Consider the following 13,995-nt stretch of genomic DNA (forward strand, 5'->3'; position numbering starts at 1 on the left):
GAATCCCGGGGGCGGGCTTTTTCGATGGTCAGCCGAAATGCTGCAGGAATCCGGAGCCGCGCCGGGCGGCGTAGTCGAACACCCGCACGAGCCCGGCGTAATGGTGCCCGAGGTAGTGCAGACCGCCGTCGCCGTCGCGGACCCAGATCCGCGGGTACACATCGGCCGCGTCCATGCGCGCCGGGTCGTAGTGGGCGGCGAGCGTGCCGAACGGGGTGCCGCGCAGAATGCCCGCGGTGTAGGACACGTCGTCCGGGCTCCACGCGAAGTGATTCTCACTGTCGAGCGGACGCCCCGTGCAGAACAGATCGACCCCGCTTTCGGCCTGTTCCAGCAGGTACTTCAACCCCGCCCACGCCTTGTCCAAGTACCCGCTCGGCTCGCCGTCGGGAGTCTCCAGATCCGCGAGAAAATCGTCGGGCCAGCCCTTTTCCCCTGACAGTCGCTCCAGATCCGCAGCACTCACCCTGGTGAACGACATGGTCACCCCCACGCCAACTCCCTTCCTCCCGTTGTTTCCGGCGAAACTGTCAGCGCCCACCGACACCAGCTCGTCGGCGCGAATCCAGTTGGGCGCTGGTACTTTTCATCGGGCCGGATTGGTAGATTTACCCGGTTGAGTGGAGGGGCCGGCTCAGCTCAGGCAGCGTCGACCTTCTCGAAACGGGCGACGAATCGCACCTCGAGTGCGTGTGCAAGACGCTCGAGCATGCCGATTGTCGGTGTGCCACTGCCGGATTCGAGCCGCGACACCTCGGGCTGACGCAGCCCGGCGCGCTCGGCCAGCTGAGTCTGCGTCAGCCCGAGCTCCAGCCGCAGTTCCCGAATCGCCTGCGCCAACTCGATTGCCAGAATTGCTTCCGCACGTCCGGCCTCGTACTCGGCGGCATCGAAATCCGGCCTGCTCATCCGTTCACGCCGCAGATCGTCCATCGATGAGTGTTCAGCCATGATCGGGTACCTCCCTGTCGAAATCTGTGTGGGCTCGGTCGTGTTCTGACTCGCACAGTTTGCGCAACGCTTTGGCCCGCGCGACTTCCTCAGTCTCCCGCATTCGGGTCTTTCGGAAGACTGTGAGCAACACGATGCGACGATCCGGTGCCAGCCAGTAGGTAATGCGCATTTCTCGTGGATGGAGGTGGAAGCGCAGCTCACGCACACCTTCGCCGAGATTGCGTGACCATGGTTCGCCGAGGGTCGTCGCTCGCTCGGCGAGCATGCCCACATACACGTCCACCTGGCCGAACTCGCGCGCAGTCAGTGATCGCAACCAGGAGGCCACTTCGGGCTCGAGTTCCACCATGTAGAGGTGCATAGGATCAATCTTATATAGGACTGGACCTATATCGCAACGATATGGGGCTACTGCCAGCCCGGGCGGACCAATCCTGATTCGTAGGCGAGGACGACCAGTTGGGTGCGGTCGCGGGCATTCAGTTTGGTGAGGATGCGGCTGACGTGGGTGCGGGCGGTGGCGGGGCTGAGGTAGAGGCGGGCGCCGATTTCGGCGTTGGTGAGGCCTTCGGCGACCAGCGTCATCACCTCGCGTTCGCGGTCGGTGAGCTCGGCCAGGGCGGCGGGTGGGGGTTGTTTGGCGTGGGTGGAGAACTCGGCGAGGAGACGGCGGGTGACGCCGGGGGAGAGGAGGGCGTCGCCGGCGGCGACCACGCGGACGGCGCGGAGCAGGTCGGCGGGTTCGGTGTGTTTGACCAGGAAACCGGCCGCGCCGGCGCGGATCGCCTCGAAGACGTATTCGTCGAGCTCGAAAGTGGTGAGGACGACGACGCGGACCTCGGCGAGCGCGGCCTCGTCGGCGATCATGCGGGTGGCGGCGAGGCCGTCGAGGATGGGCATGCGGATGTCCATCAGCACCACATCGGGGACGAGCGCGCGGGTCATCCGGACGGCCTGCTCGCCGTTCTCGGCCTCGCCGACGACCTCGATGTCGTCCTGGGCGTCGAGCAGCGCGACGAACCCGCCACGCACCAGCGCCTGATCGTCGGCGACCAGCACGCGCGTTGTGCGTGCGCCGACCTGGCCGGGGTCGCTCATACGGAGGACTCCTTACCGTCAGCACCGGCCGCGGAGCCCGCACGGTCAGGTCCGGCTGCCGCGGATCCTGCACGGGCAGCACCGGCTGCGGCGGAGCCTGCGTTGTCAGTGGGGGAGCCCGCGGCCGACGCGGATTGCCGGGAGGCGCGCGATGCGTCGTTGCGCGGTTCAGCGGCGGTCGCCGCAGGTCGGGCAGGCAATCTGGCCGCCACCCGGAACCCACCTGACGGCCGCGGCCCGGCCGTCAACGCCCCGCCGAGCGCGTGCGCCCGCTCCCGCATGCCGATGATCCCGTTCCCACCCGCGCCGGTGCGGACCGCGGTGCTGGTCGGCCGCGTGTTGTCGATGGTGATGTCGACCGATTCGGGCGTGTACCGCAGGGTGATCATCGCCGACGCGCCGGGCGCGTGCCGCACCACATTGGTCAGCGATTCCTGGATGATCCTGGCCGCGGCCACATCGATCACGCTGGGCAGCTTCTTGGGTGTCCCGATGATCTTGGTGTCGACATCGAGCCCGGTCGCCCTGGTGCGCTCGAGCAAGGTCTCGAGATCATCGAGCGACGGCGTCGGCGCGCGGGGAGCGGGCCGCGGCGGTGCGACGGGAGCGACGGGCGCGGCCGAATCGGCGGCGGGCTCGGCGTATTCCTCGACCGCGGGCGCCACCGCCGCACCGCTGCGAATGGCGTGCAGCAGCGTATGCACCTCGGCCAGTGCCTCTTTGGAGGTCGTCTTGATCGTGGCCAGCGCGGCCGCGGCCTGCTGCGGTTTCCGGTCGAAGAGCTCCAGCGCCACCGAGGACTGCACATTGATCAGCGAAAGACTGTGCGCGAGAACATCGTGCAACTCACGGGCGATCGCGAGCCGCTCCTCGCTGGCGGCCCTGGCCTGCTGCGCCTGCTCGTCGCGGCGCGCGGCCTCGGCCCGCTGTCCGCGCGCGACCACCACCGCCCGCCGCTGGCGCACCCCCTCGGCGATCCCGACGAGCACGCCCACCCAGGCCAGCAACCCGAAGATCTGCCACGCGTCGGTGTCGCGCCCGAGCAGCGCGGGCAACGGCCACACCATCGTCAGATAGCCGACCGCGGCCACCGGGTATGTGCGCCACCGTGATCCGTTGACCGCCGCGGTCAGGAACGCGATGATCAGCGACAGGAAGATCGGCCCGTATCCGTAGTCGCGCAGCACATACGACACCGCGGCGAGCAGAGCGACCAGCAGCACCGGTTCGGGCAGCACACGCCGGAAGCCGAGCGCGATCGGACCGGCGAGCAGCAACAGATACGCGAACGCGTCGAGCGAGCGCACCCCGCTCTGATTCGCATTCGCACCGGAACTCCCGGCGAGCTGGATCACCGCGACCACCACTGCCAGGCCCCAGTCCACAACGACCGAGCCACGCTCCCATTTCGCAGACGCTCCCACCTCACTCACCCTATTGCGTAGGGCCGCCCTCCGCGTCAGCCTGCGCCCGTAATTCCGGTGCGAGCCACCCCGCGGCGCCACAGTGGCCGGTCAGCGGGCCGGTCGAGGCGAATATCGAGCGTCGGGAACGACAGCGAGTAGGCCGCGCGACGTAGCCGTGAAGCCGCTCCGCGACGGATGCCCCGGCACCGCATCGGCGCGGATCCTGATTCCCATGAACGATTCGATCGTGGTCACCGACGAGCTGACCAAGCGCTATGGCGAGCACATCGCGGTGGACGCGGTGAGCATGCGCGTCGCCGCAGGCGAGATCTACGGCTTCCTCGGCCCCAACGGCGCGGGCAAAACCACCACCCTGCGCATGCTGGCCGGCCTGATCCGGCCCAGCGCGGGCACCGCCCTGGTACGCGGCCGCGCACCCGGCGATCCCGCGGCCCTGCGCCGCATCGGCGTCCTCATCGAGGGTCCCGGCTTCTACCCCTACCTCTCGGGCCGCGACAACCTGCGCGTCCTGGCGCGCTACCGCGGGCACAGCGCCGCCGACGTCGAGAAGGCGCTGGAACGGGTAGGCCTGGCGGACCGGGCAGGCGACCGCTTCCGCACCTATTCGCTGGGGATGAAGCAGCGCCTCGGCGTCGGCGCGGCCCTGCTCGGTGACCCCGACCTGCTGATCCTCGACGAGCCGACCAACGGCCTCGACCCGGCGGGCCTGGCCGAAATGCGCACGCTCATCATCGATCTCGCTGCCGATGGGCACACCGTACTGCTGTCGAGTCACCAACTCGCGGAGGTGCAGGAGATCTGCCACCGGGTCGGCGTGATCTCCGGCGGCAGGCTGCTCGCCGAATCGACTGTCGCCGAATTACGCGGCACCGCAGCACTGCTGGTGCGCGCCGAACCCGCCGATATCGCCCTCGACGCGATTCACACCATCGCTCCCGCAAGGGCGAACGCGGACGGGATCAGAGTCGAAACGTCTGCCGCGATGGCGCCGGTGGTCGCCCGCGCCGTGGTCTCGGCGGGCGCCGACCTGCTGGAACTGCGCGTCGACGAGAAATCCCTGGAAGAAGTGTTCTTCGAGATGACGGCTATGGAGGTCGCGAAATGACCGGTGTGACAAGAGATCTGTGGGCGAGCATGCGCGCGGAGTCGGTGCGGCTCGGTCGCTGGCCCGCGTTCTGGATCGTCCTCGGCGTGTGGGTGCTGCTGAATCTGACCTTCGCCTACCTGTTCAACTACCTCGCCTACACCTCCGGCGAGAGCGGCGCCATGTCGGACGGTCTGCCCCGCGACGTCCTGCTCGGCCAGCTCATGCCCGCCGCCGTCCCCGAGGTCTTCACCCAGGGCATGGCGATGTTCGGCGGTGCGCTGATGCTCATCCTGGGCGCGCTCGCGGTCGGCAGCGGTTACGGCTGGGGCACCTGGAAGACCGTGTTCACCCAGGGACCGAGCCGTCCTGCAGCGGTCGGCGGCCTGCTCGTGAGCCTGGTGGTCGTGGTGGTGGCCCTGGTCTGTGTGGCATTCGCCGTCGACCTGGGTGTCGCCTCGCTCATCGCGGTGAGTGAGGGTCAGCCGCTCACCCTGCCGTCCCTGGAGCGCTCCGTTCTCGGAATCATCTCCGGCACAGCGATTCTGAGCATGTGGACCTTGGCGGGCGCGCTGATCGGCGCCATCGCCCGCGGCCCTGCCCTCGCCGTCGGCCTCGGCCTGGTCTGGGTGCTCGTCGTCGAGAACCTGCTGCGCGGGGTGGCGGCCATCTTCGGTCCCATCGAGACGTTCACCGACCTGCTGCCGGGAACCGCCGCCGGATCCCTGGCGGGCGCGATGCGCACCGTCAGCGGCCCAGCCACTCCCGGTGTCCTGGACATCCTCACGCGCGGCGAGTCCCTCGCGCTGCTCACCGCCTACGTACTGGCCTTCGCGGGCGGCACCATCTGGCTGATGACCCGCCGCGACCTGACCTGATTCTCAGGACCACCCGGCCGGGTTCGACGCGGTCTCGCGGGAGATGCCCGAACCCGTGTCCGGGAAATCGCCGTAGAGCTTGTCGTGCAGGTGGGCGAAGAAGTAGCACATCTCCTCGCACCAGACATCCGGCAGCGCGGCTTCCGGGTCGGCGCGCACGGCCTCGTAGTACTCGCGGCCCATCGCGACGATGAAGCCGCGGGCGTAGAGGAAGCCGTCGTCGGAGCCGTCGGTGATCGCGTGGATATCGGCGCGGTCGATGTCGTAGAGCGCGCGTTCGGCGACCCGGTCGAGCGCGGTCAGCTCGTCGCTCGTGAAATCGGTGCTCAGCGAGCGCAGGGCGTCGATGAACCTGCCGAGCGGCTCGTCGTCGTAGGCGCTGTCGAGCAGGGCGCGGCGGGCCGTGGAACCGGCGCGCTCCCAGGCGGTTTCGATCAGGGCCCAGAAACGGGCGGCTTCGGTATCGGTGGGAAGTGTCGTCACCCGCGTGACGGTAGCGGCAGGGGCCGACAGATCAGGGCCGACAGATCAGGGCTGGTCGAGCAGGCGGTGGGCGAGCACCGCCAGACCCTCGGTGATCTGACCGGGTGCGAGTCCGCGTTCGCGTTGGTGCAGATAGACCTCGGCCGCCACGGGCGCGAGGACGGTATCGACCAGGGAATCCGGTTGGGCGACACCGGCTTCGACAAGCAGCGCCCGCACGTGCGCCGACCAGAATCCGTACGCGCCGGTCGCGAAGCGCGCACCCCCGGTTTCGGCACCGAGCACCAGATGCGCATGGGCCGTGAGCAATTCGACCATCGCGGCGTAGAAGGCAGCGAGCCGGTCGGCGGGTGGCGCGCCGGGACCGAGTGGGGGTCGCCCGCACAGGAGTTGTTCCTGGACCGCGCGTTCGTGTTCGTCGAGCAGGGCGACGGCGATCGCGGTGCGGTCGGGATAGCGGCGATAGAGGGTGCCGCGGCCGACGCCCGCCGCCTTGGCGATGTCGTCCATGGTGACCGTGCGCGGGTCGCGGGTGGCGAACAGTTCGGCGGCCGCCGCCAGCACCTTGGCCCGGTTGCGGGCCGCGTCGGTGCGCTCCGCGGGCTGCGGTGCGTCCAGCGCCGTGCCGGTGAGCAGGTCGGATCGGGGCTCCATGGTGTCGACTGTAGCCCAGAAACGAATATATGGACAGACTGTCCACTTGTGTTCTATCGTCGAGACACAACAAGCGGACATGATGTCCATTTATGGAGGGCTCGACCATGACACACCTGCTGCACCTCGACGCCAGCGCTCGCACCCGGTCGCTGAGCCGCAGGCTCGGCGCGGAATTCGTCCAGGCCTGGCGCGCCGAGGCGCCGGACGGCGAGTACACCTATCGCGACCTGACCGCCCAGCCGACACCGTTCATCGGCGAGGGCTGGACCGAACTCTGCGACGGCGTCCTCGCCGCGGGTGGCACCGATCTCGATCGGCTCCCCGAGCTGGCCGTGACCCCTGCCGCGAAGACCGCATGGAAGATCGTCGAACCACTGCTCGCGCAGGTACTCGCCGCCGACGTGATCCTCATCGGCACCCCGATGTACAACTACTCGATCCCCGCCGCGCTCAAGGCCTGGCTCGACCAGATCACCTTCCCGCGCATGTCGCTGGGTGAGCGCAGGTTCGTGGTCGTCGGCGCCCGCGGCGGCGCCTACTCGCCCGGCGCGCCGAAGGCCGCCTACGACTACCAGGAGCGCTACCTGCGCGACTTCTTCGCCGGGCATTTCGCCGTGACCGACACCGTGTTCGTCCACGCCGAACTCGCCAACGCCGTGCAGGACCCGAACCTGGCCCACCTGCGCGCCGCGCACGAGGTCTCGCTCGCCGCCGCGCTGAGCGAAGTGCGGCTGCTCGCACAGGATTACGCGAAATGAGCTGGGTAGTACTCGGCCTCGCCGGCCTCGTCGAGATCATCTGGTCGCAGACCATCAAACCCACCGAGAACTTCACCAAACCCGGCCCGACCCTGCTCTGCATCGCCCTCGGCTCGCTCGCGGTGTACCTGCTCTCGCGAGCCATGCACACCCTCCCGGTCGGCACCGCCTACGCGGTGTTCACCGGAATCGGCGCGCTCGGCGCGATCAGTCTCGGCGTCCTCGTTCACAAGGATCCGCTCAGCGCGGGCCGCATGCTGGCACTGGCGCTGATCCTCGGCGGGATCGTGCTCGCCCGCGTCACCAATCCCGAGTGACGCTGTCGCACAGCCGATGCGGTGATCGGCCGGTCCGGGCAGGTAAGGTCGGCTGATGGACCAGCCAGTTCGCCCCCCGGACCTGTCTGCGCGACCGCACGAGCTCACGGTCGAGCGCGTGATGAAAGCCTCGCCCAGCCTGCTCTACGCGGCCTGGACCCGGGGCCTCGACCTGTGGCTGGCCGTTCCCGGATCGGTCCTCATGCGCCCCGCCGTGAACGAGCCGCTCTACTTCGACACCGGCTCGGCCGACAAGCGCAACCCGCACTACGGCCGCATCCTGCTGCTGGAACCGGACCGGCGGATCGAATTCACCTGGGTCACCGCCGCCACCGACGGCGTGGAGACCGTGGTCGCGGCGGAATTCCTCAAGCAGCCACGCGGCATCCGGCTGCGCCTGCGCCATTCCGGCTTCCCCACCGCAGCCCTCCGTGACCTGCACCAGCAGGTCTGGCCGGCGATGCTGGAGCGGCTGGACGAGGTCACCGGCGTCGCCTGAGCCGGCGAACTCCGGACGGGATCCGAGTAGGTTCGTCACCGGACGCAACACCCACCGAATCGAAAGGATTGCCATGCCGACTCGTAGCGCACGCACCCTCTGGGCAGGCGGACTGCAGGACGGTTCCGGGCAGGTCGAACTGGTCAGCTCCGGCGCGGGCAAGTTCGATGTGACCTTCCCGCGCCGCGCTGCCGAAGTCGCCGAGGGCACCAGCCCGGAAGAGCTGATCGCGGCGGCGCACTCGTCGTGCTACTCGATGGCGCTCTCGGCCGAGATCGCCAATGCGGGCGGCACCCCGGAAAGCCTGGATGTCACCGCCGACGTCACGCTCGCGGCGGACCCGGCCGGTGGGTTCCAGATCAGCAAGATCAAGCTGACCGTGCGCGCCGTCGCCGGCGGGCTCGACGCCGAGGGCTTCTACACCGCGGCCACCGCCGCCAAGAACGGCTGCCCGGTCAGCAAGGCGCTGGCCGGCGTCGCCGAGGTCGAGCTGGACGCCGAACTGATCTGATCCGTCCGGCATTTTCGTGCAGTTCGCCGCTGTCCAGTCGGAAAACTGACTGGCAGGGGCCGGATTGCACGAAAATGCCGGGTCAGCGCTGGGTGAACCACCGATGCCCGGCTGGTGTGTACATCGCCGGAATGGCAATCACCACCGCCAGGATGTGCACGGCCCGGCAGCCGGCCAGCACCGCCGAACTGGGGGAAAGGCCGGCGAACAGCTCGCCGAAGTCGTCGGTCGACAGCATGACCGCCAGCGGCTCGATGATCAGCGAGAGCAAGCCGACAACGCCGATGCCGACGGTCAGCAGCGCGCGGGCCACCCGGCTGCCGTTCACCATGTACAGCGCCACGGCCCCGACGACCAGGTAGATGGCGAGGCGGGGAAGCAATCCCGCTGCGGTGGCGCCGAATTCCCCACCGCCACGAACAGCGCGCAGCATTCCCTCGGCGGCGCCTGCGGCCAGAGCGGTGACGAGACCGCAGAACGCGACGGTCACCGCGCGGGGTCGGGACGCGGAAACGGAAAAGGCAGTGCCGGTCATGACACCGACACTGCCTCTCGCTGATACTCGCGAGGATCACCCTGCGGTAGCGACCCGCTCCACTACTGGAGTGCTACGGCGCGAGGCGAATTCGGTGAGCGCGGCGAAGGCCAGCCCCAAAGCCACCCACAGCGTGGTGGTTTCGGCGAGCGAGGCCACCCGGAAACGCCACAGCAGCGTCGCCGGGAAGTCGTCGGCCACCTCGTTCACGCCGGGCAGCAGCACATAGCCGACGGTCGTGACCAGCACGAACGCGGCCACCCCCGCGATCAGCCGGAGCGTATCCAGCTGGCCGGCCAGCGCCTTGTAGGCCGCGATCGCGGCCGCGACGGCCAGCAGGCCGAGCACGACGGCGGCGACCCACAGCCAGGTGCGGTTGTTGATCGTCTCCGGATCACCCACGGCGGGCGGGTTGGCCGGGTACTTGAAGAACGGCACCGCGACGATCGCCGCCCACGCGAATCCCGCGGCGTACAGCGACAGCTTCGGCCCGGTCAGCGCCGTGAACCGGCGGGCGTAGTTCAGCGCCGACGCCAACAGCGCGCCGAACGCCATCCCGGCCAGCCCGAGCGCGAGGAACTGTCCCGCCTTCTGGCCGGACCGGCTGACCAGCGGTTCTTCTTCCCCGCCATGGGAATGGCCAGCGGGCTCGGCCGCGTCGTGTCCGTGCTCGGCCGGTGCAGCGGCGGCCTCTTCGATGGCGATCGCGGCGTCCACTTGGGTTTCGCCGATGAAATAGCCCACTGTGGCGGCCAGCAGACCGGCGATCAGGCCGGCCAGCAGGCCGCGCAGCAGCAGGGTCTTGAGTGATCCGGTCAGTGGCACGGGACACCGAGCAGGTGACGTCCGTCGTGCATCAGCTCGTGCAGGTACATCCCGCTACGCGAGACGGCCCCCTGGTCGAACCCGACCAGGTACAGGGTGAGCAGTGCAAGCAGAACGACACCGACCGTGACGAGCACGGTTGCCAGGGTGTCCAGGCCGGTATCCCGGCTGGGTGAATGCGCGATGGCCATTCGGGTCCTCCTCAGGGATACGCGTCCCACGGTCGAAGTGTGGTGCGAAGGTGCCGGTGTCTGGCTCTCCGGCACCGGGAACCCGGTACATGGATAACAGTGGCGCGACCGCTCCGGAATCTCACCGGAATTACCGCGCACCCTCGCGTGTGTTCCCTCGAACTGTGACAGTCGCGAGGCGCCCTCGTCAATACGCGCATCCGCATGTCCAGCGGAAACGCCGTTGTCAGGCCTTGGCGGGAACGTCCAGGACGACCTCGAACTCGAGCAGCGAGGCACCGGTCGACACCGGCTTGGGACGCTCGCCCTCGGCACCGTGTCCGGCATGCGCGGCGCGGGCGGGACCGTCGCGCCACGCGGCGAACGATTCCTCCGAATCCCATTGCGTCACCACGAAATACCGGTTGTCGCCGGCCACCGGGCGCAGCAACTGGAAGCCGAGGAAACCGGGGGAGTTCTCCACCGCGTGCGCGCGGGCGGCGAAGCGCTTCTCCAGCTCGGGGCCCGCGCCTTCAGGGATCTCGATCGCATTGATCTTCACAACAGCCATAGCGCCGACAATACGACCGCGCGGGAAACATCCCGCTCTGGGGCACAATCGTCAGGGTGTTGTACGACGAAGGCGGGACCGGCGTCCCGATCCTGCTGCTGCACGGGCTGATGGGCAGCGCGCGCACCTGGACAGATCTGCTCCCGTGGCTGCGCGAATTCGGCCACGTCTACACCGTCGACGCCGCGGGTCACGGCCGGGTGCCGCCCGCCGAGCTCAGCACCGAGGCGTTCGTCGCCGATCTCGCCGGGCTCACCGCCGGGATCACCGAGCCGATGGTGATCGTCGGGCATTCGATGGGCGCGATCCACGGCTGGGTCTTCGCCGCCACCTATCCCGAACGGGTGCGCGCGATCGTCGTCGAGGACATCGCGCCCGATTTCACCGGCCGCACCGCCGCCCACTGGGCCGAGTTGATCCACTCCTGGCCGCAGCCCTTCGCCGACGACCAGGCGGTGCTCGACTACTTCGGGCCGGTCGCAGGCGCCTACTTCCTGCGCGCCTTTACCGCCGCGCCCGACGGCTACCGGCTGCACGGCGAGGTCGACACGTTCCGGGCGATCTCCGAGGAATGGGGCACGCGCGACTTCTGGACCGAATGGAAGTCGCTGCAGGTGCCCGCGCTGCTCATCGAAGGCGAGCACACCATCACCCCGGCCGGTCAGATGCGGGCGATGGCCGACGTGCACCCCGGTGCGGAGTATGTGTGGATCGCCGGGGCCGGGCATCTGGTGCACGACGAACAACCTGCGGCCTATCGCGAGCACGTCGGTCGCTTCCTGCGTCGCGTGCTCTGAACGCAGACGGGTTATCCCGCTGCGCCACCTTCACCGGCCAGTGCGAACAGCCCGTCCTCGGTCTGCTCGATCAACCCGTCGACCAGCAGCGAATCCAGGGCCCGTGCGCGCTGGCCGGGATCGCGCGTCCACGCCAGATCCAGGCGCACCTGTTCCACGGGACCGGACGCGTCGCGCAGCACGTCGAGCAGACGTCCACGCGCCTGACGGTCGGTGCCCTCGTATTTCTGCACCTTGCGGGCCACCTCGGCGGCCGGTTTGCCCGCATCGACCCACGCGCAGGCGGGCAGCGGGCAGCGGGCGCAGTCGGGATTGCGGGCCGTGCACACCAGTGCGCCCAACTCCATCAGCGCCGCAGAGAACGTCGCGGCGCGCGGCACCGGGACAGGCAGCAGCGCCTCGGTCTCGGCGAGATCGCGCGACGACGGATTGCCCGGCTCGCGGCCGTGTACCGCGCGCGCGACCACCCGGCGAACATTGGTGTCCACCACCGGAACTCGCTGGCCGTAGGCGAAGCAGGCTACCGCGCGGGCGGTGTAGGCGCCGATGCCGGGCAGGCTCAGCAGCACGTCGACATCGGCGGGAACCACGTCACCGTGCTCGGCGGCCAGCACCCGCGCGCACTCGTGCAACCGCAACGCCCGCCGCGGGTACCCGAGCTTGCCCCAGGCCCGCAGCACCTCGGCTTGGGAGGACGCCGCCATCGCCGATGGCACCGGCCAGCGCGCCACCCACTCCCGCCAGATCGGCTCGACGCGAACGACCGGGGTCTGCTGGAGCATGATCTCGCTCATCAGGATGTGCCACGCGGTGGCTTCCGGCTTGCGCCACGGCAGGTCGCGCGCGGTGTCGGCGAACCAGTCCAGCAGGGCTTCGGCGTCGATACTCACTGCTCCCGTTCCCACTCCGCCAGGCCGTGTTTGCCGACGCGTAACGCGGCGGACTCGCTGGTAACCAAGGGCGTGTGCACAATGGTCGGTATGCCTGGTTCCAATCCGATAAGTGCCTGGAAGTCACTGCGCGAAGGCAATGAGCGCTTCGTCAACGGCAACCTGTTGCATCCTAGCCAGGGTGCCGCGGATCGAGCCAAGCTCGTCAGCGGCCAGCATCCGCACGCGATCCTGTTCGGCTGCGGCGACTCCAGGGTCGCCGCCGAACTGATCTTCGACCAGGGCCTTGGCGACATGTTCGTCGTCCGGACCGCGGGTCATGTGGTGGACAGCTCGGTGCTCGGCTCGATCGAGTACGGCGTCGAGGTGCTCAACGTGCCGCTGATCGTGGTCCTCGGCCACGACAGCTGCGGCGCGGTGAAGGCGACGATCGACGCCCTCGACGGCGGCGAGGTGCCCGGCGGGTTCATCCGCAGCGTCGTCGAGCGGGTCACCCCGTCGATCCTTGTCGGCCGCCGCGAAGGCCTCACCTCGATCGACGAGTTCGAGGCGCGCCACGTCGAGGAGACGAGCAGGCTGCTCATGCAGCGGTCGATGATCATCTCCCAGCGCGTTGCCACCGGTCAGCTCGCGATCGCGAGTGTCACCTACAAGCTCGCCGACGGCCGCGCGCACCTGCGCCGGGCCGTCGGGAACATCGGCGAGGTGGTCTGAACCGGGGTATAGACCCCTTTTGGGCCCACGACACGCCGAGGTCATCGAGCGCGGGCTCGCGCGGTGCGCTTACCGTTGAGGCGTGCTGGAACCGAATGGACCGCTGCCTCCGGAGATCTACTGGCGTCGCCGTGCACTCGCCATCGGCGTCATCGTCGTCGCGCTGGCGATCGTGATCTGGCTCGTCACCATGGTCGCGCGCGGCGGGGAATCGTCCGGGAATACCGCCGCGGCGACGACGACCACCTCCGAGCCGAGCACCAGCAGTGCCGCCGAGTCGAGCTCGACGACGGCGAGCAGCAGCTCGGCGACCGCCACGTCCAGTGCCGTGGCGACCAGTTCGGCGGTGACCAGTTCGGCGGCGGCCCAGCCGGCGGCCGCGCCGTGTGGCGATCAGTCGCTGGCGCTGAAGGTGACGGTCGGGCAGCCGACATATCGGGTGGGGGATCAGCCCGCGTTCGGGACCGTCATCACGAATATCTCGTCGGCGCCCTGTTCGCGGGATCTGGGGCCGGGTCCGCAGTTCCTGGTGTACACGCTCGACGGGCAGCGACGGCTCTGGGCGAGCAACGACTGCAATCCCGACGGGCCACCCGATCAGAAGACGCTCGGGGCAGGCGAACAGCTCTCCTACAAGGGCACCTGGTTCGGGACCACCTCGCAGCCCCAATGCGCCGGGGAGCGATTGCCGGTGCCCGCAGGCGCCTACATGGTGGTGGCGCAGCTCGGCGCCATTCGCAGCGCGGCCGAGCCCTTCAACCTGGCTGTGTGATTGGAGCGCTGGCGCGCTCGAGGTCGCGGCCCCTCCTGTCCCGCCGGTCAGGCAC

General features: G+C 69.0%; 21 protein-coding genes and 1 riboswitch. Of the genes, 9 read left to right on the plus strand and 12 right to left on the minus strand.

Annotated elements, in window-relative coordinates:
* Nucleotides 1–28: 28 nt before the first annotated feature.
* The 5 genes from ACFWF2_RS31235 to ACFWF2_RS31255 form a co-directional block, all read right to left on the minus strand.
* Nucleotides 29–493 (minus strand): YfbM family protein, encoded by a 465-nt coding sequence (locus ACFWF2_RS31235; RefSeq protein ID WP_379311079.1) that lies wholly within the window; start codon nt 491–493, stop codon nt 29–31.
* Nucleotides 494–639: 146 nt separating this feature from the next.
* Nucleotides 640–951 (minus strand): helix-turn-helix domain-containing protein, encoded by a 312-nt coding sequence (locus tag ACFWF2_RS31240; RefSeq protein ID WP_379311080.1) that lies wholly within the window; start codon nt 949–951, stop codon nt 640–642.
* Complete coding sequence (locus ACFWF2_RS31245) at nt 944–1,315, minus strand: type II toxin-antitoxin system RelE/ParE family toxin (RefSeq protein ID WP_379311081.1); 372 nt, start codon at nt 1,313–1,315, stop codon at nt 944–946. The genes ACFWF2_RS31240 and ACFWF2_RS31245 overlap by 8 nt, the downstream gene beginning before the upstream one ends.
* A gap of 47 nt (nt 1,316–1,362) precedes the next feature.
* Nucleotides 1,363–2,052: a response regulator gene (locus ACFWF2_RS31250; protein WP_379311082.1), complete on the minus strand. Its 690-nt coding sequence runs from the start codon at nt 2,050–2,052 to the stop codon at nt 1,363–1,365.
* Nucleotides 2,049–3,476: a sensor histidine kinase gene (locus ACFWF2_RS31255; protein ID WP_379311083.1), complete on the minus strand. Its 1,428-nt coding sequence runs from the start codon at nt 3,474–3,476 to the stop codon at nt 2,049–2,051. The genes ACFWF2_RS31250 and ACFWF2_RS31255 overlap by 4 nt, the downstream gene beginning before the upstream one ends.
* 214 nt (nt 3,477–3,690) lie before the next feature.
* On the opposite strand from ACFWF2_RS31255, the gene ACFWF2_RS31260 reads away from it, so the two are divergent.
* Both ACFWF2_RS31260 and ACFWF2_RS31265 read left to right on the plus strand, forming a co-directional pair.
* A complete protein-coding gene (locus ACFWF2_RS31260) occupies nt 3,691–4,584 on the plus strand; it encodes an ABC transporter ATP-binding protein (protein ID WP_379311084.1) in 894 nt (297 codons plus the stop codon).
* Nucleotides 4,581–5,441, plus strand: a complete 861-nt coding sequence (locus tag ACFWF2_RS31265; protein WP_379311085.1) for an ABC transporter permease — start codon at nt 4,581–4,583, stop codon at nt 5,439–5,441. The genes ACFWF2_RS31260 and ACFWF2_RS31265 overlap by 4 nt, the downstream gene beginning before the upstream one ends.
* Before the next feature lie 3 nt (nt 5,442–5,444).
* Here ACFWF2_RS31265 and ACFWF2_RS31270 read toward each other — a convergent pair whose 3' ends face one another.
* Nucleotides 5,445–5,924 (minus strand): DUF4240 domain-containing protein, encoded by a 480-nt coding sequence (locus ACFWF2_RS31270; RefSeq protein WP_379311086.1) that lies wholly within the window; start codon nt 5,922–5,924, stop codon nt 5,445–5,447.
* 45 nt (nt 5,925–5,969) lie between these two features.
* The gene (locus ACFWF2_RS31275; RefSeq protein WP_379311088.1) at nt 5,970–6,578 is read right to left on the minus strand and encodes a TetR/AcrR family transcriptional regulator; all 609 of its coding nucleotides are present in this window, start codon (nt 6,576–6,578) and stop codon (nt 5,970–5,972) included.
* A gap of 107 nt (nt 6,579–6,685) precedes the next feature.
* Between ACFWF2_RS31275 and ACFWF2_RS31280 the strand changes: the two genes are divergently transcribed.
* The 4 genes from ACFWF2_RS31280 (at nt 6,686) to ACFWF2_RS31295 (ending at nt 8,666) form a co-directional block, all read left to right on the plus strand.
* The gene (locus ACFWF2_RS31280) at nt 6,686–7,339 is read left to right on the plus strand and encodes an FMN-dependent NADH-azoreductase (RefSeq protein WP_379311089.1); all 654 of its coding nucleotides are present in this window, start codon (nt 6,686–6,688) and stop codon (nt 7,337–7,339) included.
* Nucleotides 7,336–7,656 (plus strand): DMT family transporter, encoded by a 321-nt coding sequence (locus ACFWF2_RS31285; protein ID WP_379311091.1) that lies wholly within the window; start codon nt 7,336–7,338, stop codon nt 7,654–7,656. The genes ACFWF2_RS31280 and ACFWF2_RS31285 overlap by 4 nt, the downstream gene beginning before the upstream one ends.
* 55 nt (nt 7,657–7,711) lie before the next feature.
* Entirely contained in the window at nt 7,712–8,155 is a 444-nt protein-coding gene (locus tag ACFWF2_RS31290) for an SRPBCC domain-containing protein (protein WP_379311092.1), read from the plus strand.
* 73 nt (nt 8,156–8,228) lie between these two features.
* Nucleotides 8,229–8,666, plus strand: a complete 438-nt coding sequence (locus ACFWF2_RS31295) for an OsmC family peroxiredoxin (protein ID WP_379311093.1) — start codon at nt 8,229–8,231, stop codon at nt 8,664–8,666.
* 82 nt (nt 8,667–8,748) lie between these two features.
* Here the strand turns inward: ACFWF2_RS31295 and ACFWF2_RS31300 are convergent, their stop codons facing one another.
* The 4 genes from ACFWF2_RS31300 to ACFWF2_RS31315 all read right to left on the minus strand — a co-directional run bounded on the left by ACFWF2_RS31300 (nt 8,749) and on the right by ACFWF2_RS31315 (nt 10,767).
* Nucleotides 8,749–9,201 (minus strand): hypothetical protein, encoded by a 453-nt coding sequence (locus tag ACFWF2_RS31300; protein ID WP_379311095.1) that lies wholly within the window; start codon nt 9,199–9,201, stop codon nt 8,749–8,751.
* A gap of 36 nt (nt 9,202–9,237) precedes the next feature.
* Nucleotides 9,238–10,026 (minus strand): CbtA family protein, encoded by a 789-nt coding sequence (locus ACFWF2_RS31305; RefSeq protein WP_379311096.1) that lies wholly within the window; start codon nt 10,024–10,026, stop codon nt 9,238–9,240.
* Entirely contained in the window at nt 10,017–10,217 is a 201-nt protein-coding gene (locus ACFWF2_RS31310) for a CbtB-domain containing protein (protein ID WP_378854277.1), read from the minus strand. The genes ACFWF2_RS31305 and ACFWF2_RS31310 overlap by 10 nt, the downstream gene beginning before the upstream one ends.
* A gap of 31 nt (nt 10,218–10,248) precedes the next feature.
* Nucleotides 10,249–10,418: riboswitch (cobalamin riboswitch) on the minus strand.
* A 25-nt stretch (nt 10,419–10,443) separates the two neighbouring features.
* Nucleotides 10,444–10,767 (minus strand): antibiotic biosynthesis monooxygenase family protein, encoded by a 324-nt coding sequence (locus ACFWF2_RS31315; RefSeq protein WP_379077456.1) that lies wholly within the window; start codon nt 10,765–10,767, stop codon nt 10,444–10,446.
* A 56-nt stretch (nt 10,768–10,823) separates the two neighbouring features.
* Here ACFWF2_RS31315 and ACFWF2_RS31320 point away from each other — a divergent pair, with 56 nt between their 5' ends.
* Nucleotides 10,824–11,564 (plus strand): alpha/beta fold hydrolase, encoded by a 741-nt coding sequence (locus ACFWF2_RS31320; RefSeq protein WP_379311097.1) that lies wholly within the window; start codon nt 10,824–10,826, stop codon nt 11,562–11,564.
* A gap of 11 nt (nt 11,565–11,575) precedes the next feature.
* Here ACFWF2_RS31320 and ACFWF2_RS31325 read toward each other — a convergent pair whose 3' ends face one another.
* Nucleotides 11,576–12,454 (minus strand): A/G-specific adenine glycosylase, encoded by an 879-nt coding sequence (locus tag ACFWF2_RS31325; protein ID WP_379311098.1) that lies wholly within the window; start codon nt 12,452–12,454, stop codon nt 11,576–11,578.
* A 90-nt stretch (nt 12,455–12,544) separates the two neighbouring features.
* Here ACFWF2_RS31325 and ACFWF2_RS31330 point away from each other — a divergent pair, with 90 nt between their 5' ends.
* Together ACFWF2_RS31330 and ACFWF2_RS31335 are read left to right on the plus strand one after the other, a co-directional pair.
* Nucleotides 12,545–13,168, plus strand: coding sequence for a carbonic anhydrase (locus ACFWF2_RS31330; RefSeq protein WP_379077448.1), 624 nt, complete (start codon nt 12,545–12,547; stop codon nt 13,166–13,168).
* A gap of 82 nt (nt 13,169–13,250) precedes the next feature.
* Nucleotides 13,251–13,940 (plus strand): hypothetical protein, encoded by a 690-nt coding sequence (locus ACFWF2_RS31335; RefSeq protein ID WP_379311099.1) that lies wholly within the window; start codon nt 13,251–13,253, stop codon nt 13,938–13,940.
* The last annotated feature ends 55 nt before the right edge of the window (nt 13,941–13,995 follow it).

It is taken from the genome of Nocardia sp. NPDC060259, from assembly GCF_042728775.1.
In the GTDB taxonomy this organism is placed as follows: Bacteria; Actinomycetota; Actinomycetes; order Mycobacteriales; family Mycobacteriaceae; genus Nocardia.

Excerpts from the sequence above, each read along its gene's own strand:
- ACFWF2_RS31240 (WP_379311080.1), bottom strand. The coding sequence starts at position 951 with ATGGCTGAACACTCATCGATGGACGATCTGCGGCGTGAACGGATGAGC.
- ACFWF2_RS31245 (WP_379311081.1), bottom strand. The coding sequence starts at position 1,315 with ATGCACCTCTACATGGTGGAACTCGAGCCCGAAGTGGCCTCCTGGTTG.
- ACFWF2_RS31250 (WP_379311082.1), bottom strand. The coding sequence starts at position 2,052 with ATGAGCGACCCCGGCCAGGTCGGCGCACGCACAACGCGCGTGCTGGTC.
- ACFWF2_RS31260 (WP_379311084.1), top strand. The coding sequence starts at position 3,691 with ATGAACGATTCGATCGTGGTCACCGACGAGCTGACCAAGCGCTATGGC.
- ACFWF2_RS31265 (WP_379311085.1), top strand. The coding sequence starts at position 4,581 with ATGACCGGTGTGACAAGAGATCTGTGGGCGAGCATGCGCGCGGAGTCG.
- ACFWF2_RS31275 (WP_379311088.1), bottom strand. The coding sequence starts at position 6,578 with ATGGAGCCCCGATCCGACCTGCTCACCGGCACGGCGCTGGACGCACCG.
- ACFWF2_RS31280 (WP_379311089.1), top strand. The coding sequence starts at position 6,686 with ATGACACACCTGCTGCACCTCGACGCCAGCGCTCGCACCCGGTCGCTG.
- ACFWF2_RS31285 (WP_379311091.1), top strand. The coding sequence starts at position 7,336 with ATGAGCTGGGTAGTACTCGGCCTCGCCGGCCTCGTCGAGATCATCTGG.
- ACFWF2_RS31290 (WP_379311092.1), top strand. The coding sequence starts at position 7,712 with ATGGACCAGCCAGTTCGCCCCCCGGACCTGTCTGCGCGACCGCACGAG.
- ACFWF2_RS31295 (WP_379311093.1), top strand. The coding sequence starts at position 8,229 with ATGCCGACTCGTAGCGCACGCACCCTCTGGGCAGGCGGACTGCAGGAC.
- ACFWF2_RS31300 (WP_379311095.1), bottom strand. The coding sequence starts at position 9,201 with ATGACCGGCACTGCCTTTTCCGTTTCCGCGTCCCGACCCCGCGCGGTG.
- ACFWF2_RS31310 (WP_378854277.1), bottom strand. The coding sequence starts at position 10,217 with ATGGCCATCGCGCATTCACCCAGCCGGGATACCGGCCTGGACACCCTG.
- ACFWF2_RS31315 (WP_379077456.1), bottom strand. The coding sequence starts at position 10,767 with ATGGCTGTTGTGAAGATCAATGCGATCGAGATCCCTGAAGGCGCGGGC.
- ACFWF2_RS31330 (WP_379077448.1), top strand. The coding sequence starts at position 12,545 with ATGCCTGGTTCCAATCCGATAAGTGCCTGGAAGTCACTGCGCGAAGGC.